The 17,228-nt window shown below is 38.3% G+C and carries 16 protein-coding genes and 1 pseudogene; 13 read left to right on the top strand and 4 right to left on the bottom strand.

Annotation, left to right across the window (positions count from 1 at the left end; all coding sequences use genetic code 11):
• Positions 1–6 precede the first annotated feature (6 nt).
• The 4 genes from BN985_RS17305 (at position 7) to BN985_RS17285 (ending at position 3,439) form a co-directional block, all read left to right on the top strand.
• Positions 7–378, top strand: coding sequence for an iron chaperone (locus tag BN985_RS17305; protein ID WP_042225134.1), 372 nt, complete (start codon positions 7–9; stop codon positions 376–378).
• 58 nt (positions 379–436) lie between these two features.
• On the top strand, positions 437–715 hold the full coding sequence (locus BN985_RS17300; protein WP_042225133.1) for a hypothetical protein: 279 nt from the start codon (positions 437–439) through the stop codon (positions 713–715).
• Positions 716–1,070: 355 nt separating this feature from the next.
• Positions 1,071–2,540 (top strand): RNA-guided endonuclease InsQ/TnpB family protein, encoded by a 1,470-nt coding sequence (locus BN985_RS17295; protein WP_042225132.1) that lies wholly within the window; start codon positions 1,071–1,073, stop codon positions 2,538–2,540.
• Positions 2,541–3,238: 698 nt separating this feature from the next.
• Entirely contained in the window at positions 3,239–3,439 is a 201-nt protein-coding gene (locus BN985_RS17285) for a cold-shock protein (protein WP_042225130.1), read from the top strand.
• A 111-nt stretch (positions 3,440–3,550) separates the two neighbouring features.
• Here the strand turns inward: BN985_RS17285 and BN985_RS17280 are convergent, their stop codons facing one another.
• Positions 3,551–4,120 (bottom strand): TetR/AcrR family transcriptional regulator, encoded by a 570-nt coding sequence (locus BN985_RS17280; protein ID WP_042225128.1) that lies wholly within the window; start codon positions 4,118–4,120, stop codon positions 3,551–3,553.
• A 266-nt stretch (positions 4,121–4,386) separates the two neighbouring features.
• Here BN985_RS17280 and BN985_RS17275 point away from each other — a divergent pair, with 266 nt between their 5' ends.
• From BN985_RS17275 to BN985_RS17240, 8 genes and pseudogenes are all read left to right on the top strand, one after another.
• Positions 4,387–6,330, top strand: coding sequence for an efflux RND transporter permease subunit (locus BN985_RS17275; protein ID WP_042225127.1), 1,944 nt, complete (start codon positions 4,387–4,389; stop codon positions 6,328–6,330).
• Between the two features lie 4 nt (positions 6,331–6,334).
• Positions 6,335–8,140: a methyl-accepting chemotaxis protein gene (locus BN985_RS17270; protein WP_042225126.1), complete on the top strand. Its 1,806-nt coding sequence runs from the start codon at positions 6,335–6,337 to the stop codon at positions 8,138–8,140.
• Positions 8,141–8,543: 403 nt separating this feature from the next.
• Positions 8,544–8,951, top strand: a complete 408-nt coding sequence (locus BN985_RS17265; protein ID WP_156960160.1) for an NUDIX hydrolase — start codon at positions 8,544–8,546, stop codon at positions 8,949–8,951.
• A 25-nt stretch (positions 8,952–8,976) separates the two neighbouring features.
• Positions 8,977–9,198, top strand: coding sequence for a hypothetical protein (locus tag BN985_RS17260; protein ID WP_042225124.1), 222 nt, complete (start codon positions 8,977–8,979; stop codon positions 9,196–9,198).
• 19 nt (positions 9,199–9,217) lie between these two features.
• Entirely contained in the window at positions 9,218–9,403 is a 186-nt protein-coding gene (locus BN985_RS17255; RefSeq protein ID WP_042225123.1) for a hypothetical protein, read from the top strand.
• Between the two features lie 25 nt (positions 9,404–9,428).
• Positions 9,429–10,309 (top strand): annotated as a pseudogene (locus BN985_RS17250) (aminoglycoside 6-adenylyltransferase).
• A gap of 207 nt (positions 10,310–10,516) precedes the next feature.
• On the top strand, positions 10,517–10,837 hold the full coding sequence (locus tag BN985_RS17245) for an ArsR/SmtB family transcription factor (RefSeq protein ID WP_042225121.1): 321 nt from the start codon (positions 10,517–10,519) through the stop codon (positions 10,835–10,837).
• Positions 10,838–10,851: 14 nt separating this feature from the next.
• Positions 10,852–13,419 carry a heavy metal translocating P-type ATPase gene (locus BN985_RS17240; protein ID WP_084157607.1) on the top strand — a complete coding sequence of 856 codons (2,568 nt, stop codon included), beginning with the start codon at positions 10,852–10,854 and terminating at the stop codon, positions 13,417–13,419.
• 453 nt (positions 13,420–13,872) lie between these two features.
• On the opposite strand, the gene BN985_RS17235 is transcribed toward BN985_RS17240, so the two are convergent.
• The 3 genes from BN985_RS17235 to BN985_RS17225 form a co-directional block, all read right to left on the bottom strand.
• Positions 13,873–14,622, bottom strand: a complete 750-nt coding sequence (locus BN985_RS17235) for an SDR family NAD(P)-dependent oxidoreductase (protein WP_042225119.1) — start codon at positions 14,620–14,622, stop codon at positions 13,873–13,875.
• A gap of 168 nt (positions 14,623–14,790) precedes the next feature.
• Positions 14,791–14,967 carry a YjzC family protein gene (locus BN985_RS17230; protein WP_042225118.1) on the bottom strand — a complete coding sequence of 59 codons (177 nt, stop codon included), beginning with the start codon at positions 14,965–14,967 and terminating at the stop codon, positions 14,791–14,793.
• A 107-nt stretch (positions 14,968–15,074) separates the two neighbouring features.
• Positions 15,075–15,944, bottom strand: coding sequence for a LysR family transcriptional regulator (locus BN985_RS17225; protein ID WP_042225117.1), 870 nt, complete (start codon positions 15,942–15,944; stop codon positions 15,075–15,077).
• 159 nt (positions 15,945–16,103) lie between these two features.
• Here BN985_RS17225 and mmgD point away from each other — a divergent pair, with 159 nt between their 5' ends.
• Positions 16,104–17,210: a citrate synthase gene (mmgD, locus tag BN985_RS17220; RefSeq protein WP_042225114.1), complete on the top strand. Its 1,107-nt coding sequence runs from the start codon at positions 16,104–16,106 to the stop codon at positions 17,208–17,210.
• Positions 17,211–17,228 lie beyond the last annotated feature (18 nt).

The following is a 17,228-nucleotide window of genomic DNA, read 5'->3' as shown; positions in this document are numbered from 1 at the left end:
AACTCTTTGGAAACTTTAGAAGAATATGTAGGGCAAATTGATAACCCACAACACCGAGGAAGAATGGAAGAGGTTTTGGCCTGGGTAAAGGAAAAATTCCCAAATTTAGAGTCAAGAATTGCTTGGAATCAGCCTATGTTTACGGATCACGGCACGTATATTATTGGGTTCAGTATTTCTAAAAAGCACTTGGCTGTTGCACCAGAGGCGGTAGGGATCAACCATTTTTCTGAAGACATTGTAGAAGCAGGTTATGATTATACGAAACAACTCGTACGTATTCCATGGGAAAAGCCGATCGATTTCTCTTTACTAGAAAGAATAATAAAGTTTAATATTGCGGATAAAGTGGATTGTAGGACCTTTTGGCGAAAGTAGAGATAGCAATGGCACATATAAAGAAGCTTCACGTCAATAATGTAAGGAGAAGGTTAGGATGACGAACAAGGAAAAAACAGGAATAATAATGGGGATCACTTCCATGCTGACCATGCTTATTAGTATAACTCTATTTCTTTTTAGAGGGCCAAATGCTAGTATGCACATAGATGCAGTGATCTTTATTACATTAGCATTGATCGGTATTCTATTAGCTATCTTTTCATGGTTAAAGTCTCGACTACTTGCTTTTTTAATCCTTGGATTGCTGGGAAACGGTGTTGTGATGGCTTTTGGAATTCTATTACTCATAGCGGTAGGGATAAGTGGTGGATAATGTAGGAGAGGTGAGGACATCCCTCATTCTAATTATTATTTATATCGTTTAAAACAGAAGACTACCTATTGCTCGCGTGAAATGTTGGTTTAGTAGGTTGGTATGTGACGTGTTTTGGAGAAATACTGAAACGATTGCTGCTTCTATCCGTATAAATAACAAGACAAATATTGCACAGAGGGGTTAAAATGAAGAAATATATTCTATCAAATCCGTCCAGAGTCCCCCCACTTCAGGCTTGCTAAGTGGCGGGGTGAATGGACTTTTTTAATTTTCTGGCGAAAGCAAAGACTTTTTAATTTGTTTTTGGTAATATTATCTTACAAACATACATTCGTATTGGGAAGTGGGAGCTATGGCTACAACAGAAAAACAGTACAAAACACATCAAATTTTAATTAAAAAAGGTCATCGCATGTTCAATTATTGTGAACAAGCCACTTCTAATGCAAAGAATATGTATAACATGGCTAATTTTTATATTCGTCAGGCTTACACAGCGTTGAAAAGCGATAAAGAACTTCAACCTCTTCAACACGAAGTGCTGGAAAATATCCAAGAACACTTACCTAAAATGAATGATGTGCAGCTAGCTGCTTATCTTCGAAAAGCAGAAAAAGAGAAAGCGAAACCAAAAGAAAAACGAAAAGAGTTGAAATGTAATCTTTTCGAAGGTCCAACTCAAGAAAAACCTTTTGTTGATTACAATTTTTTGGATGCTTTGTTCAAATCCATGGTTCAAAATGATTACCGTTCTTTGCCAACACAATCGGCTCAAGCAGTCATGAAGAACGTTTTTCAGAACTGGAAGTCGTTTTTTAGTAGTTTGAAAGACTATAAAAAGAACCCTTCTAAATACAAAGGCCGACCAAGAATTCCAAACTACTCCCGGGCCAAGCAAAAAGAAGTGGTTTTTAGCAATCAAGATTGCGTTGTGAAAGACCAACGTTTCTTAAAGTTTCCTAAAACCAAGGATCGTTTGAATATTGGCAAGTTAGGACTTACCGAAGGTAAGTTAAAACAGGTCCGAGTTATCCCTCGACACGGCCATTACGTTGTGGAAGTGATAAAGGAAGCACAGCCTAAGAACGAACCTAAAGCAGACAACAATAAGTACATGGCCATCGATTTGGGAATTGATAATTTAGCAACCATTATTACAAACACAGGTCATCGACCTGTTTTGTTAAAGGGCAAAAATATCAAATCCATTAATCAATTGTACAATAAAAAAAGAGCTCATTTATATGGCGTCCTGCGCCAAGGTAAGGGAGCGAAAGAGGGCTCTTTCTCTTCAAATGCCCTCACAGGGCTGTACCAGAAACGACAACGAAAAATAAAGGATTTGTTCCACAAGGCGAGCCGTAATATCGTTAACCTTGCACTCCGAGAGGATGTATCAACCATTGTCATTGGACTGAACAAGCAATGGAAACAGGAAACAAATATGTCCAAAAGGAACAATCAATCCTTCACCAGCATTCCGCACGGAATGTTATTAAATATGGTCGAATATAAGGCTGCAGAACACGGTATTAAAGTTGAAATACGCGAAGAGTCCTACACCTCAAAAGCGAGTTTCTTGGATAACGATGTTATCCCAACATATGGAAAGAAAACAAAGGACAAACCTGTGTTTTCGGGGAAACGCATCAGGCGAGGTTTGTATCGTTCTTCGAACGGAACACTACTAAACGCAGATGTAAACGGAGCCTGCAATATTTTAAGAAAAGCATTTCCAAATGCACTTGCAAATGGAATAGAGGGGTTGGATGGTAGTCAGCCCATCAATGTGTCAACTCCACTTTCGTTAATCGTTCGCTAAGTTCGACACGAAAGAAACCCCCACTTCAAATTTTCGTTAGGAAATTAAGTGGCGGGAGTATTCATTTTCTACTAGCTTTATAATTCTTTATATATTATTTCAGCTATTGACTGGTTTATTTCTAACATTTGCATATACTCCAAATTTAGAAGAAGCCTGGAAAATAAGTGCTATTTTGCCTCAAGAAACGGTTATCAAAAGAGAACAAGAAACCTTTTTGCTTTCATTAATACCTGCTTTTTTTGCTGCAACAATTGCATACTTTATCCCTAGAATGTTCAGACCGATCAAAAATAGTTAGTGATAAAACCAGCTAAAAGGCATTCCATTTGCAATTAAAAAAACAGTATATGTACAAGTAATATTTGATAAAAGGGATGTGTAATCAGGGTAAAGATTATTATTGCTGGGATCCCTTTTAACAAGTGATATTCAGTCATGCACGTCTGCATGGTATGCTTACTGAAAAATTGGTTAAATACGTATGTTTTTTAACAGATCCACTAGCTAAATTCCTTTTAAAATAAAAATATCCAAAAAAACTTGCTATTCACGAATCTATCTGTTATTCTAAAGAAGAATTATTTTTGTTCGGTCTCGATCTGAGAGGAAAGTATCGCAAGACACGCTTCACCTTTTATCTAAATTGAGCATTAATAGTAATAAATTGTGGGTATACCACGCAGGAGGAAACAAACATGCAACAAGGTACAGTAAAATGGTTTAACGCAGATAAAGGCTTCGGTTTCATCGAAGTTGAAGGTGGAGACGATGTATTCGTACATTTCTCAGCTATTCAAGGAGAAGGTTTCAAAACACTAGACGAAGGTCAAGCTGTTTCATTTGAAATCGAAGAAGGTCAACGCGGACCTCAAGCAACTAACGTTACTAAAAACTAATATTGCTTTTTAAAAGGACTCTTTAATTAGAGTCCTTTTTTTCTGTTTATCGGCTTATTGACGTTCATCCCCTAGATGAACTGAATTTTAGTAGACTTTGGCGCCTAGGATTCAACAGTCCTCTCTCCCCAAACCACTTGTAGCAATCGTATTAATAATTTCTGCAATTTGCTGCGGTGTCTTGTCCATATCGCTGGAAAGCCAGTGTTTGATGACATGAATACTTCCGCTAATGATAAATGTACTGATATAGGTAGAATCAGCAGAATCCCCTTCATAATCATCCATCCAATTATCGATTAAGAATCCCCTTGCAACCTCCATAACCCGCTCCTCAAATGACGTGTCTTTATTTTCAATGAGAAGGGTGTAGCATATATCATGCTTAGACACGATATATTCCAACAATTTTTCTGTGGTCTGTAAAGACTTCTCTTTTTGAGAAAAATTATGCTCGCTTAAATACATATCCATATCAGCTATAATCTCTTCTTCAATTTTATTTAGCAGATCGTAGTGGTCCTTGTAATGTGTATAAAAGGTAGAGCGATTAATATCAGCGTGATTACATATCTCTTTCACAGTGATTGCTGAGAGAGGCTTAGACTTCAATAATGCGATCAAGCTGTCCCTTAAGACCATTCTCGTATACTTTTTTCGTCTGTCCAATTTCTCGGTCATAAAAATTCACACTTTCTTCACATTTTTATCCAACACTTAGAGGCCTAACGTTGGATATTGTACGTAAATTAACATACTGGTTGTTGTTAATCCAACACGGTGTATATTATAATATATAAGATTTCATTTAAGGATGCAAGAGAGGGTGGACGTCAATCGGCTGGACAACACAGATTATTAAACGAAAAAAGTCAATTGTTATTACATTTATTATAGTAGCTTTACTGAGCGTTTTAGCTCAATTTACAGTATCCGTTAACTATAATATGGTGGATTATCTGCCAAAGGATACGCCGTCAACAACAGCAATGGATATCATGGAAGAGGAGTTTGATGGGGCTGTTGCAAACACACGGGTCATGATGCGTGATGTTAGCATACAAGAAGCTCTAGCTTTTAAAGAAGAATTGGAAGCAGTCGAGGGTGTTTCAGAAGTAACATGGCTGGATGATACCCTTGATGTAAAAACCCCAATCGAAATGGCGGACTCTGATACTGTAGAATCCTATTATAAAGACGGAAATGCCTTGTTCTCATTTCATATTGAAGAGGGCAAGGAAGTTGAAACAACAGATGCCATTTATGAATTAATTGGTGAGGATAACGCGATGTCTGGGGAAGCATTGGACACCGCAACATCGCAGAAAATGACAGGTAAAGAATCGATGTATGCAGCTGCATTGCTCATACCGATTATTATTTTAATTTTGGTTCTATCAACCAATTCTTGGGCAGAACCAGTTCTTTTCCTAACAGCTATAGGAATTTCTGTACTAATTAATCTAGGTACAAATATCTTTCTTGGAGAGATATCTTTTATAACGCAATCGGTGGCGCCGATTTTGCAGCTAGCCGTATCGCTTGATTATGCTATTTTCTTATTGCATAGTTTTGCAGATTATCGCAAGCGAACAGATTCACCTGCTGAAGCGATGCAGATGGCTATGAAGCGATCTTTTCCAGCAATTGTGGCCAGTGCTTCTACTACCTTTTTTGGTTTTATTGCCCTGACATTTATGGATTTCGAAATTGGAGCAGATTTAGGTGTAAACCTGGTGAAGGGTATTGCACTTAGCTTTATTAGTGTCATGGTATTCTTACCAGCATTAACTTTGATGTGCTATCACTGGATTGATAAAACGAAGCACAAACAGCTTTTGCCTAGCATTCGTAATGTTGGGAAAACCTTAATTAAGTTTCGTATACCAGCACTAATTATTTTACTGCTATTAATTGTACCTGCCTACTTAGGACAAAGTGAAACAGACTTTATGTACGGGATGGGCGAACAGCCTGATTCAACTAGGTCTGGCAGTGATACAGCAGCAATTGAGCAGGTGTATGATAAACATACGCCAATGGTACTGTTAGTTCCAAAAGGGGATATTGCTAAAGAAGAAGAACTAGTTCAAGAAATTAAAGGATTTTCAGAGGTGAAGAGCACGGTTTCCTATGTAGATGCAATTAGTCCGGCAATACCAGCTGAGTATCTAGATGAATCCGTAACAGAACAGTTCTTTTCAGATAACTATAGTCGAATTATTATAAATTCTGCTATCGACAATGAAGGAGAGAATACCTTTGCCTTCATTGAACAATTAAAAGATAAAACCGCTCAATATTATAATGAGGATTATCACTTATTAGGGGAAAGTGTCACCCTATATGACATGAAGAATGTAGTGGAGGATGATAATACGGTCGTAAATGTCTTAACGGTTGTAGCGATCGCTATTGTATTGCTTATCACTTTCCGTTCTATTACGTTTCCGGTCATTCTACTTGTTACCATTCAGTCTGCCGTTTGGATTAACCTATCCATCCCTTACTTTACGGATGTCTCGTTGGTATATGTAGGGTATTTAATCATTAGTACGGTCCAACTAGCAGCAACGGTTGACTATGCTATTTTATTAACGGAGGCATACAAAGAAAACCGGAAAGAAATGCTTGCCTTGCCAGCTGTAAAGAAAACCATTGATGAAAAGATATTCTCTATTGGGGTATCTGCATCCATTTTATCAAGTGTAGGCTTTATATTGTGGATGACATCCTCCAATCAAATTGTCGGCTCTATTGGATTACTGCTGGGCCGTGGTGCATTGCTTGCATTTATTATGGTAGTCCTAGTACTACCTGCTATGTTAATTGTACTTGACCGTGTACTTGAAAAAACAACATGGAAACCAAACTTTTATAAGGGGGAATGATCCATTGCGTAATAAAAAAATTGTACCGATCGTTTTTAGCTCCATGCTCGTGTTTTCCTCCTTCTCAAGCACTGTGTTTGCTGATGAAACGCAGGAAAATTCATCCGGCGATTATACGTCAAAAGATGAAGTGATTTATGGAAACATGGGTGCCAATGGCCAATTGCAAGACATGTATGTTGTGAACACCTTCCGCGTGACTAATCCTGGTGAGATTGTCGACTATGGAGAATATACATCTGTACGGAATCTAAGTAGCTTGACCGACATTGTAAATGATGGAAATACAGTTCAATTCCAAGCGGAAGATGGAGAGTTTTATTACCAGGGGAATATGGAAAATCAAACGTTACCTTGGGACATTTCTATTACGTACTTGTTAGATGGAGAAAAAGTGGCACCGCAAAATATTGCGGGAAAGAGTGGATCGCTTGAAATACAGATCTCTACGTCTGCAAATGAAGAGATAGACGCTGAGTTCTTTGAAAATTACCTGCTACAAATTGGGGTTACATTAGATCCAGCGATTTTTGATGATATCCAGGCCCCTGAAGGAACAAAGGCTAATGCAGGTCAAAATAAGCAAATTACATTTTCGGTTATGCCTGACAAGGAAGAAACGTACATTATTTCTTCGGAGGTTAAAAATTTCGAGATAGATCCTATCGAAATAAATGCTGCCCCTTATTCAATGGCGATTGAAAGCCCAGATCTTGGTGGAATGACCGAGGAAATGCAGGAGCTCTCTGATGCGATAAGTGAAATTCATTCAGGTGTTGGTGACTTAGAGAACGGTGTGTCAGAGCTAAACCAAGGTGCACAGGAGCTTGGTAATGGATCGACTGAATACCGTAATGGAATGGAAGAACTAAATGGATCATCTGGAGAATTGGTTAATGGTTCAGCAGAAATAAAGAATGCATTACAAACCATTAACCAAACTGTTCAACAAAGCACAGGCGAATTAGATTTAAGTGCCATGAAACAATTTCCTAACCATTTACGTGATATAGCAGGTGGAATAGAGCAATCTGCACAAGCATTAGATGAATTAAATCAAGGCTACAGTGAAGCGAATCAGCAACTAAAAAAAGCAATAGAGGCAATACCTTCCTATGAAATTAGCGAAGGACAGTTAGAGGAATTAGAAAATAGTAATGCAAATAAAGAAGTTGTGGGGCAACTAGTTGAGACGTATCAGGCTGCAAATGCAGCAAAACAGACGTATAACGCGGTAAAAGAAGCATTCGATGGTGTTTCAGGAGCGTTGGAACAAACATCTGGGGCTACAAAAGGGATGGCTTCCAATTTAAAGACTATGGCCTCAGAGATTGAGAATGCCATGGCATCAACTGGAGGGTTAGAATCCATTGCCCAAATGCAGGAGGGATTTTCTACTCTTTCTAACCAGTATGAGTCATTCCATAACGGACTTGTAAGCTACACAGATGGCGTCGGTCAGTTGACCTCAACATACCAAGAACTTGATTCCGGTATACAGGAGTTAGGTAACGGAACTTCAGCAACACTTAACGGTGTGAGTGACCTGCATGATGGAACAAATGAATTGCAGGATGCTACTAGTGATTTGCCTGGCCAAATTGAAAAGGAAACAGTCGAAATGATGGAGGAGTATGCAAACACTGATTATGAACCTAGCTCCTTTGTTTCTGATAAAAATGAGAATGTAGAGGTTGTTCAATTTGTATTAAAAACGGAAGGGATTGAAATTCCTGAACCAGAGACAACAGAAGAACCAGAAGAAGAAGAAAAAGGTATGTGGGAACGATTTTTAGATCTGTTTCGGTAAATAAATGTAACCTCCTTGCACATCAAGCAAGGAGGTTTTTCTCATTTTCAAGCATGTTGCTTTTTCTATAAGTTAGGCAACTTTCGGTTAAAGGAGCTAGTTGAGTTATATCGGAAGAACCGGGATACACCTGACGCATATACGCTAGACGATAATTCGGAACAGCTTCAATTTGCGTTTTCACATTTTCTCCTTCTTTCTATAAATTATTGGTTTCAGTTGAATGTAACATGATATAAAATGATTTGCCTTATATTTTTTAAAATTTCTGTTAACATGAATGATGGTAATGTATAATGATTTAATGTATGGATTATTTTAACAATTTAGTGTGATGTGTAAGTATTATATGGGATACATAGCTTGTCTTAGAAGTTAATTATTTGAAATGGAGGCTAAACAGATGATACCACCAAAACACATTGTTTCTGCAGCGACAATCGTTCTGAATGATAATCAAGAGGTTTTGCTAATAAAAGGTCCTAAAAGAGGATGGGAAATGCCTGGTGGTCAGGTTGAAGAAGGAGAGTCAGTAATTGATGCAGCTATAAGGGAAACGAAAGAAGAGTCAGGTATAGAGGTTGAGATTACAAGATTTTGTGGCATGTTTCAAAATATAGAACGCTCCATATGTAACACATTATTTCTAGCAAAGCCGGTAGGTGGAAAACCAACAACTAGTCCTGAAAGTTTAGAGGTAGGATTTTTCCCTATTGAGAATGCGTTAGAAATGATTGAGTGGAAAAACTTTAGACAAAGAATAGAATACTGCTTAGATGAGAGCCTACAACCTTTTTGTATTACATTTTAAATTATAAGAGAGGGGGGACTATGCGTTGACGAACAACGGTAAGTTTGCGCTTTGCATAATTGGCATTGTATTAATGGCACTCCTTATACCCGAGTTGGTAGCACGTTACATGAGTATAGGTCAATCTAGTGTAGCATTGACACCAGACTATTATGCCAAATACTTTGCATATATTTTAAGTATGCATGTAGGACTTGTATATCTAGCGTTCCTTTCCTATGTTGTTTTTGTGAAAAATGCTAAATAACGTATAGAGGTGATGAGGGTTGAAGGAATGGTGGAAGAAGAAGAAAGCTAGAACAAGAAGAGCAAGAAAGGACCATAATGCCTATACGAAGTGGGATGCATTGATGGACGTACTTTTTTGGGTGCCAGAGTTGATCATCTTACCTTTTAGACTAGCTTTCTGGCTTATTAGGGTAGTCCTGGGAAGGTTTCTAGATATTACATAATAGAGATTAGCTGGAGGAGAGAAACATGAGAACGGAACAAGAAATGATGGAGCTAATACTACATACAGCTAAAAAGGATGAACGTATTCGAGCGGATATATGAATGGTTCAAGGACAAATCCGAATGTCCCAAAAGATATATTCCAAGATTATGATATTGTCTATGTTGTTACAGAGATTGTGTCATTTTTAAAGGATAAATCCTGGCTTGATACATTTGGTGACTTACTTATGATACAAGAACCCGACAAAAACAACTTTGGAAGAGGCATAGAAAGTGAAACAACCGCTGCTTACGGGCTTTTAATGCTTTTTACAGACGGCAATCGGATTGACCTTCAGCTAAAGACGAAGGAAAGAATGTTGGAAGAGTATGAGCGGGATAAGCTTACCGTTCCTTTACTAGATAAAGATGATATATTGCCAGCTATTCCTTCCCCGTCAGATGTGGATTATCATGTACAGAAACCATCTAAAGCTGCTTATGATAGTTACACAAACAATTTTTGGTGGTGCGCACAAAATGTTGCAAAAGGTATTTGGCGTGATGAACTTCCATATGCAAAACAGATGTTTGAGTTAACAATGAGAAATGCGCTAGACAACATGGTTAGCTGGTGGATAGGTATACAGACAGACTTTCAAGTTTCAGTTGGAAAGTTAGGAAAGTATTTTAAAAACTTTCTACCTGATACGTATTGGAAAATGTATAAAGGGACATATTCTGATGCAGATTATACAAATATGTGGGAGTCCATATTTGTTACATGCGAATTATTTAGAGTCCTTGCTAAAGAGGTTGCGGCACATTTACAATTCACTTACCCATTAGAGGATGATCAGAATATGACTACATATTTAAGACAGGTTAGAAAATTATCTCATGATGCCACAGGTGTTTTTTAAGAGCAGGTCTTATATGAGTTAAATAGTTAATACCATTATGAAAAGCTATCCTAGGTGGGTAGTTTTTTATTTTTCCAAAAGATTTACAATGCACCACCATGTACAGTTTAATCTTCGCTTAACATTTGTTGACATACATATTAGTTATTGCTAATATGATGACACTACATAAATTAGTGAAAACTAATATGTTGAGGGGGAAGAGAAATGAGGCAAGTGGATATAGACACAAAAATGAAGTTTTTACACGGACTTTCCAATAAAACGAGGATCCAAATTCTTGAAAGCATAAAAGAAGATGAAAAAACGGTGTCGCAAATTGTTCAAGACATTAATGGTAATCAATCAAATATTTCACAACATTTATCTTGTCTAAAAGGCTGTGGACTTGTGGTCGGTAGACAAGATGGAAAATATGTTTATTATCGTGTCCGGAATCAATTAGTACGTGATTTATTAACAATGGTTGATGTAGTTTTAGAAGATGTAGAGAAGGATGTTGCTTGCTGTGACAGTCATGTAGAATAAGGAGTTGAAAATAAATGGCAGATAAATGCTGTGGGTCAACTGGTAGTGAAGGTGTTCAAAGTAAACAAGGTTGCTGTGACAGTCAACCTAAAGCTGCAGCCATAGAAGCAAACGGGTGCTGTAATCAGAGCTCCACTAACAATGAGGAAACAACCTCTTGCTGTAGTAATGAAAAGGATGAACCAGAATCTCATATATCAAAAGAGGAATCAAGTTGTTGTGCTAACTGCGATACTCCACCACAAGCAAATCCTGTATCGACTTTCACAGGTGAGGAAATGGAATACAGAGTACAAGGAATGGATTGTCCTTCATGTGCTTTAACCATTGAAAAAGGGGTGCGTAGTCTAGATAACATTCAAGAGGCTAAGGTAAATTATAATACTGCCAAATTAAAAGTAGTAGCAAGTGGGAATGAATCACTCGACCAAATAGAAAATACGGTTGAAAAGCTAGGCTTTAAGATAGCTCCTGTGAATCAAAATAAACAGATTAAAACATATGATGTAGAAGGCATGGATTGTGGAAGTTGTGCAAAAAGTATTGAAAACCACTTCAATCATCATCCTTCTGTTAAAAGTGTAAATGTCCATTTTGCCACTGGTAAAATGAAACTCGAACATGATAATTCGGTTGATGAAATTGTTTCAGAAGTGTCAAAACTTGGTTACCGTGCTACATTGCTTTCAAACAAAGGCCAACCTGTGGAAACAACAAAAAAGAAGCGCACGTATGGCAGTGTAACTACTCTTTCTGGTTTATTAATAGCAATTGGCTTTATTGGTTCTTTTAGTGGGCTTGCGCCAATTATATCTACGGTTCTTTATGCTGTCGCAATTGTGATAAGTGGCGCTAAACCAGTGAAGAGCGCTTATTTTGCTATAAAAAGTGGTTCATTAGACATGAACGTTTTGATGTCAGCTGCTGCAATTGGAGCCGCAATTATAGGTGAATGGTTTGAAGGTGCAACGGTAGTGTGGTTGTTTGCAGTTGGTACTGCTCTGCAAAATAGGTCTATTGAACAGACGAGGAAATCCATTCGTAATTTAATGGACTTAGCGCCGTCAGAAGCTTGGATTAAGGCCGGGTCAGAATTAGTCAAAAAGCCGGTAGATGAGGTTAGAGTTGGAGATGTCATTGTCATCAAGCCTGGAGATAGAATTCCACTCGACGGAGAAATTATCCAAGGTGAAACCAGTGTCAACCAGGCACCGATCACAGGAGAATCTATTCCAGTTGATAAGGTGAATGGTGATACTGTCTATGCAGGTACAATTAATGAAAGTGGCTCTCTTGAAGTAAAAGTTACGAAATTAGTTGAAGATACGACTATTTCAAAAATCATTCATTTAGTAGAAGAAGCACAGGAGCAGAAAGCACCAACGCAAGCATTTATAGATAAGTTTGCTAGTATATACACCCCTATTGTGTTTCTGCTTGCACTAGCTGTGATCGTTATTCCTCCTCTTCTTGGATTGGGAACATGGGGTGAATGGACGTACAAAGGACTTGCATTATTAGTTGTTGCTTGCCCTTGTGCATTAGTTATCTCCACACCTGTGGCTATTGTATCCGCAATCGGAAATGCAGCGAAAAATGGGGTGCTTATTAAAGGTGGGACATTCTTAGAAAGTGCTGGCGCTATTGAAACGATTGCGTTTGATAAAACGGGTACGTTAACAGAGGGTAAACCCAAAGTTTCTGAGATTAAGCCATTAACCATGTCAGAAGACGAGTTACTTTCTGTCGTTTTGACATTAGAGGAGTACTCCACACATCCAATCGCGAAAACAATAGTTGGGTATGCGAAAGACAAAGGGTTTCAACCGAAAGCTGGAAAATTATATAAAAGTATTGCTGGTAAAGGCGTCCAAGCAACTATTAATGGAGAGATTTATTTTGCTGGTAATCTAAAATTATTCGAAGAAATGAATATCCCACTGGGTGCAATTAAACATGAACTAAACGAAATACAGAGTCAGGGAAAAACAGTTGTGATTATAGGTACGCAGACAGAAATTCTCGGTATTATTGCTGTTTCGGATACCATTCGACCAACGACTGTTAAGGCATTAGATGGCTTGAAGCAAGTCGGGATAAACCAAGTAGTCATGTTAACAGGGGATAATGAAGGCACTGCCAAAATGATCTCAAAAGAAGCAAATGTAAATCGTTATTTTGCTGAACTATTACCGGAAGATAAAGTTAAAGCAATTAAACAGCTGCAAAATGAAGGCTATAAGGTTGCCATGGTTGGTGACGGAATTAATGATGCTCCAGCACTTGCAACATCTGACTTAGGTATTGCTATGGGTGGTGCAGGGACCGATACTGCGATGGAAACAGCGGATATCGTGTTAATGGCAGATAATCTAGAAAAACTGCCACATACCATTAAGCTAAGTAGAAAAGCATTAGCCATTATTAAACAAAATATCTGGTTTTCTTTGATTGTGAAGTTTATTGCATTTGTGCTTATCTTTCCCGGATGGCTCACACTTTGGCTAGCCGTATTGAGTGATACAGGAGCTGCTATCATTGTCATATTAAACGCTCTACGTTTATTAAGAGTTAAGGATTAATTAAACTACATTCCAGTGGCAAGTTAGCCAATTTTTGTTAAAATTGATTTGGTTTCTTGGCTTTGGGGAAGCCTGATGAAAAGAGAAAAGAGGAATTTTGATTTATATTTCAATATCTAATAGCTGGGACATAATCAAATTATCAACGCTAAATACGAATAATACTTTTTAGCATCGCTTCAGCAGAACACTTCGCTTTCCACGGGCACGGCCTCGGGCCAACAGGATGTTGGTCACAAAGGCGTTGCCACAGGACGTGGCGTTCTTAGCCTTTGTTCCTTCTTGTGGGGGTCTTCGGACTCGTGCTGTTCCCGTTGGAGTCTCCGTTTTCTGCCTACGCTTAATTTAAAATAACCCGAACTTAGCAATCCTTTATCCAAGGATTAACATAATAGTTCGGGTTTTCATTTAGCTAAAGTACTTTTGACCCAGCCTCACGTTTTTTAATGAAACTTATTTAGTGTTTGTAAAACCACCGTCGATGCGGATTACTTCACCGTTAATATACTCTGCTTTAGACGTGAGTAGGAAGGTTACAAGTTCTGCTACTTCCTCTGGTGTGCCTAAACGTTTTTGCGGTATGCCGCTTTCTGCATTCTCTTTCATTTCCGGGTTAGCTTCATAGAAAGCTTTAACCATAGGTGTTTCTGTTGGACCTGGTGCAATAGCATTTAAACGTAGTCCGTCTTTCGCATATTCTGCAACCATACTTTTAGTTAAGCCAACAATACCATGCTTCGTAGCAGAGTATGTTACCACAGAATCCTGGCCGATTACACCTGCACTAGAAGCAGTATTCACGATGGCACCACCACCGTTTTTAAGCATCACATCTGCTACGTAGCGAACACCGTATAGTGCACCTAATAAATTGATACCTACAATTTGTTCAATTTCTTCTATTTTTGTATTTAAGAAATACTCGCCACTTCCAGAAATCCCTGCATTATTAAAGAAGTAATCAATTTGCCCATATTTTTCTACTGTTTTATCGACATACTGTTTTACTTCTTCTGCTTTGGAGACATCCGCCTTGATGAAAATGGCATCAGCCCCCGCATTCTGAACCTTTTCTACCGTTTCATTTCCGCCTTTTTCACTAACATCGACTACGGCAATGTTAACTCCTTCTTTTGCGAGACGTACAGCTGTAGCTTGTCCGAGTCCGCTGCCGCCACCTGTTACGATTGCTACTTTATTCATACGAATTACCTCCGTTTTTTCTATTTATTGCTTTCAATAGTAAGTATACCTCTTTTACTTAAATAAAATAAAAGAGGTTGCTCCAAAATAAAATACGCGGAATACATTAAATTTTTTTATAAACTCAGAAAACACCCTCCTGTTTTAATACCAGGAGGGTGCTCATTTTTAAGCTTTTACCCAATACGCTGCATCATTATCTGAAGGGGAAGGAGGGAATTGTTCTCCTTGTTCGATGTCAATGGTCGTATCATCGCTGCTAGATCCGCCATTTACTAGACTATCAACCTTGTACTTACCGCTCTCAGGTGCATTTTCTCCTGTTTTAAACTTGTTTGTAGCCATCTTATCCACCTCCAAAATGTTTTAGCAGAATCTTTTATGTTTCTACTATACTGTAACCGGGTTTTGGTCTAGTTAAACATGATGATGAACTCAACAAAATTTGTACACTATAATGCCTTCATATCAAGGGTTTGAATGAAATTAACAAAGGCTTTTACAATGTTTAAGTCAAGAGCCTCTTCATGATAATACATCCATGTTTTCCGAGTAATCGGCTTTCCATCAGGCAGATTTATTGGTTTTATGAAAAGTTCGGGATATGGGCGCACAACTAGATTAGCTAATATCGCATAGCCAAGTCCGTTTACGATCATTTCTTTACATGTGTCAACCTGGTTTACATGGATATTAATATTTGGTTGCTGCTTAAAGTTACTGTACCACCAATGCTCCACGATCGTTCGCATTTTCTCATCTGTATAATAATCAATTCTTGGCATTGTCGGGAGATCTTCTAATTCAAATTTCCACGGTGAGGCAATACAGATCTCTTCCTCGTAAAGAAGGTCTTTTTGTTCATTCCAAGCATAGTTCCCCTTAATAAAACTAATATGTACATCGTGATTAGAGATTAGACGATGCATATCACTGCTCCAACCGGTTACAACTTGGAATTCTACATCTGGATAGCTTTGTTTGAATAAGCGGAGGAGCTTAGGCATTTTATTTAGTGCAAAGAAATTCGAAACACCCACTCGTAGTGTCCCTGCAACTTGATTCTTCATGTTATGTAATTTTTCCTCAATCTTACGCTGCTCATACAGCATTCTTACGGCATGTTGTGCCAGTTGCTCACCTTCAGGGGTAAACGTGATTCCCCGTTGTTTTCGGTTCATTAGTTGAACGCCATAATAGTTCTCCATATTTTTAAGCCTGGATGTTAAAGTCGGCTGGGAGAGAAATAGTCGTTCTGCTGCCTGCGTAATGTTTTCTGTCTCATACAAGGTCGCGAGCATTTCCCAATCCTGAAATTTCATGACGCCGCCTCCTACGTGCCATTGAAAAATTCTATGGCTAGTTATTTAAATTATATATTTTTCTTATCTTTCAATCAATTTTATAATAAAATTATATTAAGATAGCGAAGTTTATGAAAATTCAACGGAAACTGCACACTAAATTAGGAGGTTAAAAATATGGATACGAAAGAAAAGTATGTTCCTGGTCTTGCAGGGGTGGTTGCTGCAGAAACAGAGATTTCTTTTTTAGACACGGAACAGGAAAAAATTATTATAAGAGGACATGAACTCATTGACCTTTCGCAAAAAAATGATTACCTCGATATGGTGTATCTCCTTTTAGAAGGAAGCTTGCCAGATGAATCAGTGAGAAGCGACCTAAAAGAAAAACTTATGACCCATTACGATATTCCGCAAAATGTATTGAAAGTGCTTGATCTCTTACCAGAAAACACCCATCCAATGGATGCTTTGCGGACAGGTTTGTCAGCGCTTTCAGGTTATGATGGCGATATAGAGAACCGTTCGGTGGAAGCAAATAAAGAAAGAGCATACCGCCTACTGGGAAAATTACCTGCCATTACCGTAAACAGTTACAGGTTAATCAATGGTCAAAAGGCAGTGCAGCCAGATCAGGATTTGTCCTATAGTGCCAATTTCCTTTACATGATAACAGGGGAGAAGCCGCAGCCATGGCAAACGGAAATATTTGACCGCTCCCTTCTTCTATATAGTGAACATGAGATGCCGAATTCAACATTTACGGCAAGAGTTATTGCGTCTACAAACGCTGACCTGTATGGTGCCCTAACTGGAGGTGTTGCTTCCTTGAAAGGAAACCTACATGGTGGTGCAAATGAAGCAGTCATGTACATGTTGAACGAAGTAAAGTCGGCAGAAGCTTTTGAAGAATTACTTATGAAGAAGCTTAGTCAAAAAGAAAAAATAATGGGCTTTGGACATCGTGTATACATGAAGAAAATGGATCCAAGGGCACTCGTCATGAAACAGTCCTTAAAAGAGTTATGTGATAAAAAAGGCGACCATACATTACTGGAAATGTGTGAGGCTGGGGAAAAAGTAATGCGTGAGGAAAAAGGACTTTATCCGAACCTAGATTACTATGCAGCACCTGTTTACTGGATGCTTGGAATCCCAATTGGCTTGTACACACCAATATTCTTTAGTGCCAGAACAGCTGGTTTATCTGCCCACGTGATTGAACAACATCAACATAACCGTTTGTTCCGTCCGCGTGTGAATTATGTTGGAAATAGCTATTAATCGAAGAAAAAGGGGAGA

The organism is Oceanobacillus manasiensis (genome assembly GCF_000724085.1).
Classification (GTDB): Bacteria; Bacillota; Bacilli; order Bacillales; family Amphibacillaceae; genus Oceanobacillus_B; species Oceanobacillus_B manasiensis.
Note: the sequence above shows the minus strand (reverse complement) of the source record. Positions and strands in the feature narration are given on the sequence as shown.

Bases quoted from the DNA above. Each gene is read 5' to 3' on its own strand.
- BN985_RS17285 (WP_042225130.1), top strand. From the start codon at position 3,239: ATGCAACAAGGTACAGTAAAATGGTTTAACGCAGATAAAGGCTTCGGT.
- BN985_RS17235 (WP_042225119.1), bottom strand. From the start codon at position 14,622: ATGAATAAAGTAGCAATCGTAACAGGTGGCGGCAGCGGACTCGGACAA.
- BN985_RS17230 (WP_042225118.1), bottom strand. From the start codon at position 14,967: ATGGCTACAAACAAGTTTAAAACAGGAGAAAATGCACCTGAGAGCGGT.
- BN985_RS17225 (WP_042225117.1), bottom strand. From the start codon at position 15,944: ATGAAATTTCAGGATTGGGAAATGCTCGCGACCTTGTATGAGACAGAA.
- mmgD (WP_042225114.1), top strand. From the start codon at position 16,104: ATGGATACGAAAGAAAAGTATGTTCCTGGTCTTGCAGGGGTGGTTGCT.
- BN985_RS17245 (WP_042225121.1), top strand. From the start codon at position 10,517: ATGAGGCAAGTGGATATAGACACAAAAATGAAGTTTTTACACGGACTT.
- BN985_RS17265 (WP_156960160.1), top strand. From the start codon at position 8,544: ATGATACCACCAAAACACATTGTTTCTGCAGCGACAATCGTTCTGAAT.
- BN985_RS17300 (WP_042225133.1), top strand. From the start codon at position 437: ATGACGAACAAGGAAAAAACAGGAATAATAATGGGGATCACTTCCATG.
- BN985_RS17240 (WP_084157607.1), top strand. From the start codon at position 10,852: ATGGCAGATAAATGCTGTGGGTCAACTGGTAGTGAAGGTGTTCAAAGT.
- BN985_RS17295 (WP_042225132.1), top strand. From the start codon at position 1,071: ATGGCTACAACAGAAAAACAGTACAAAACACATCAAATTTTAATTAAA.
- BN985_RS17280 (WP_042225128.1), bottom strand. From the start codon at position 4,120: ATGACCGAGAAATTGGACAGACGAAAAAAGTATACGAGAATGGTCTTA.
- BN985_RS17275 (WP_042225127.1), top strand. From the start codon at position 4,387: ATGGTGGATTATCTGCCAAAGGATACGCCGTCAACAACAGCAATGGAT.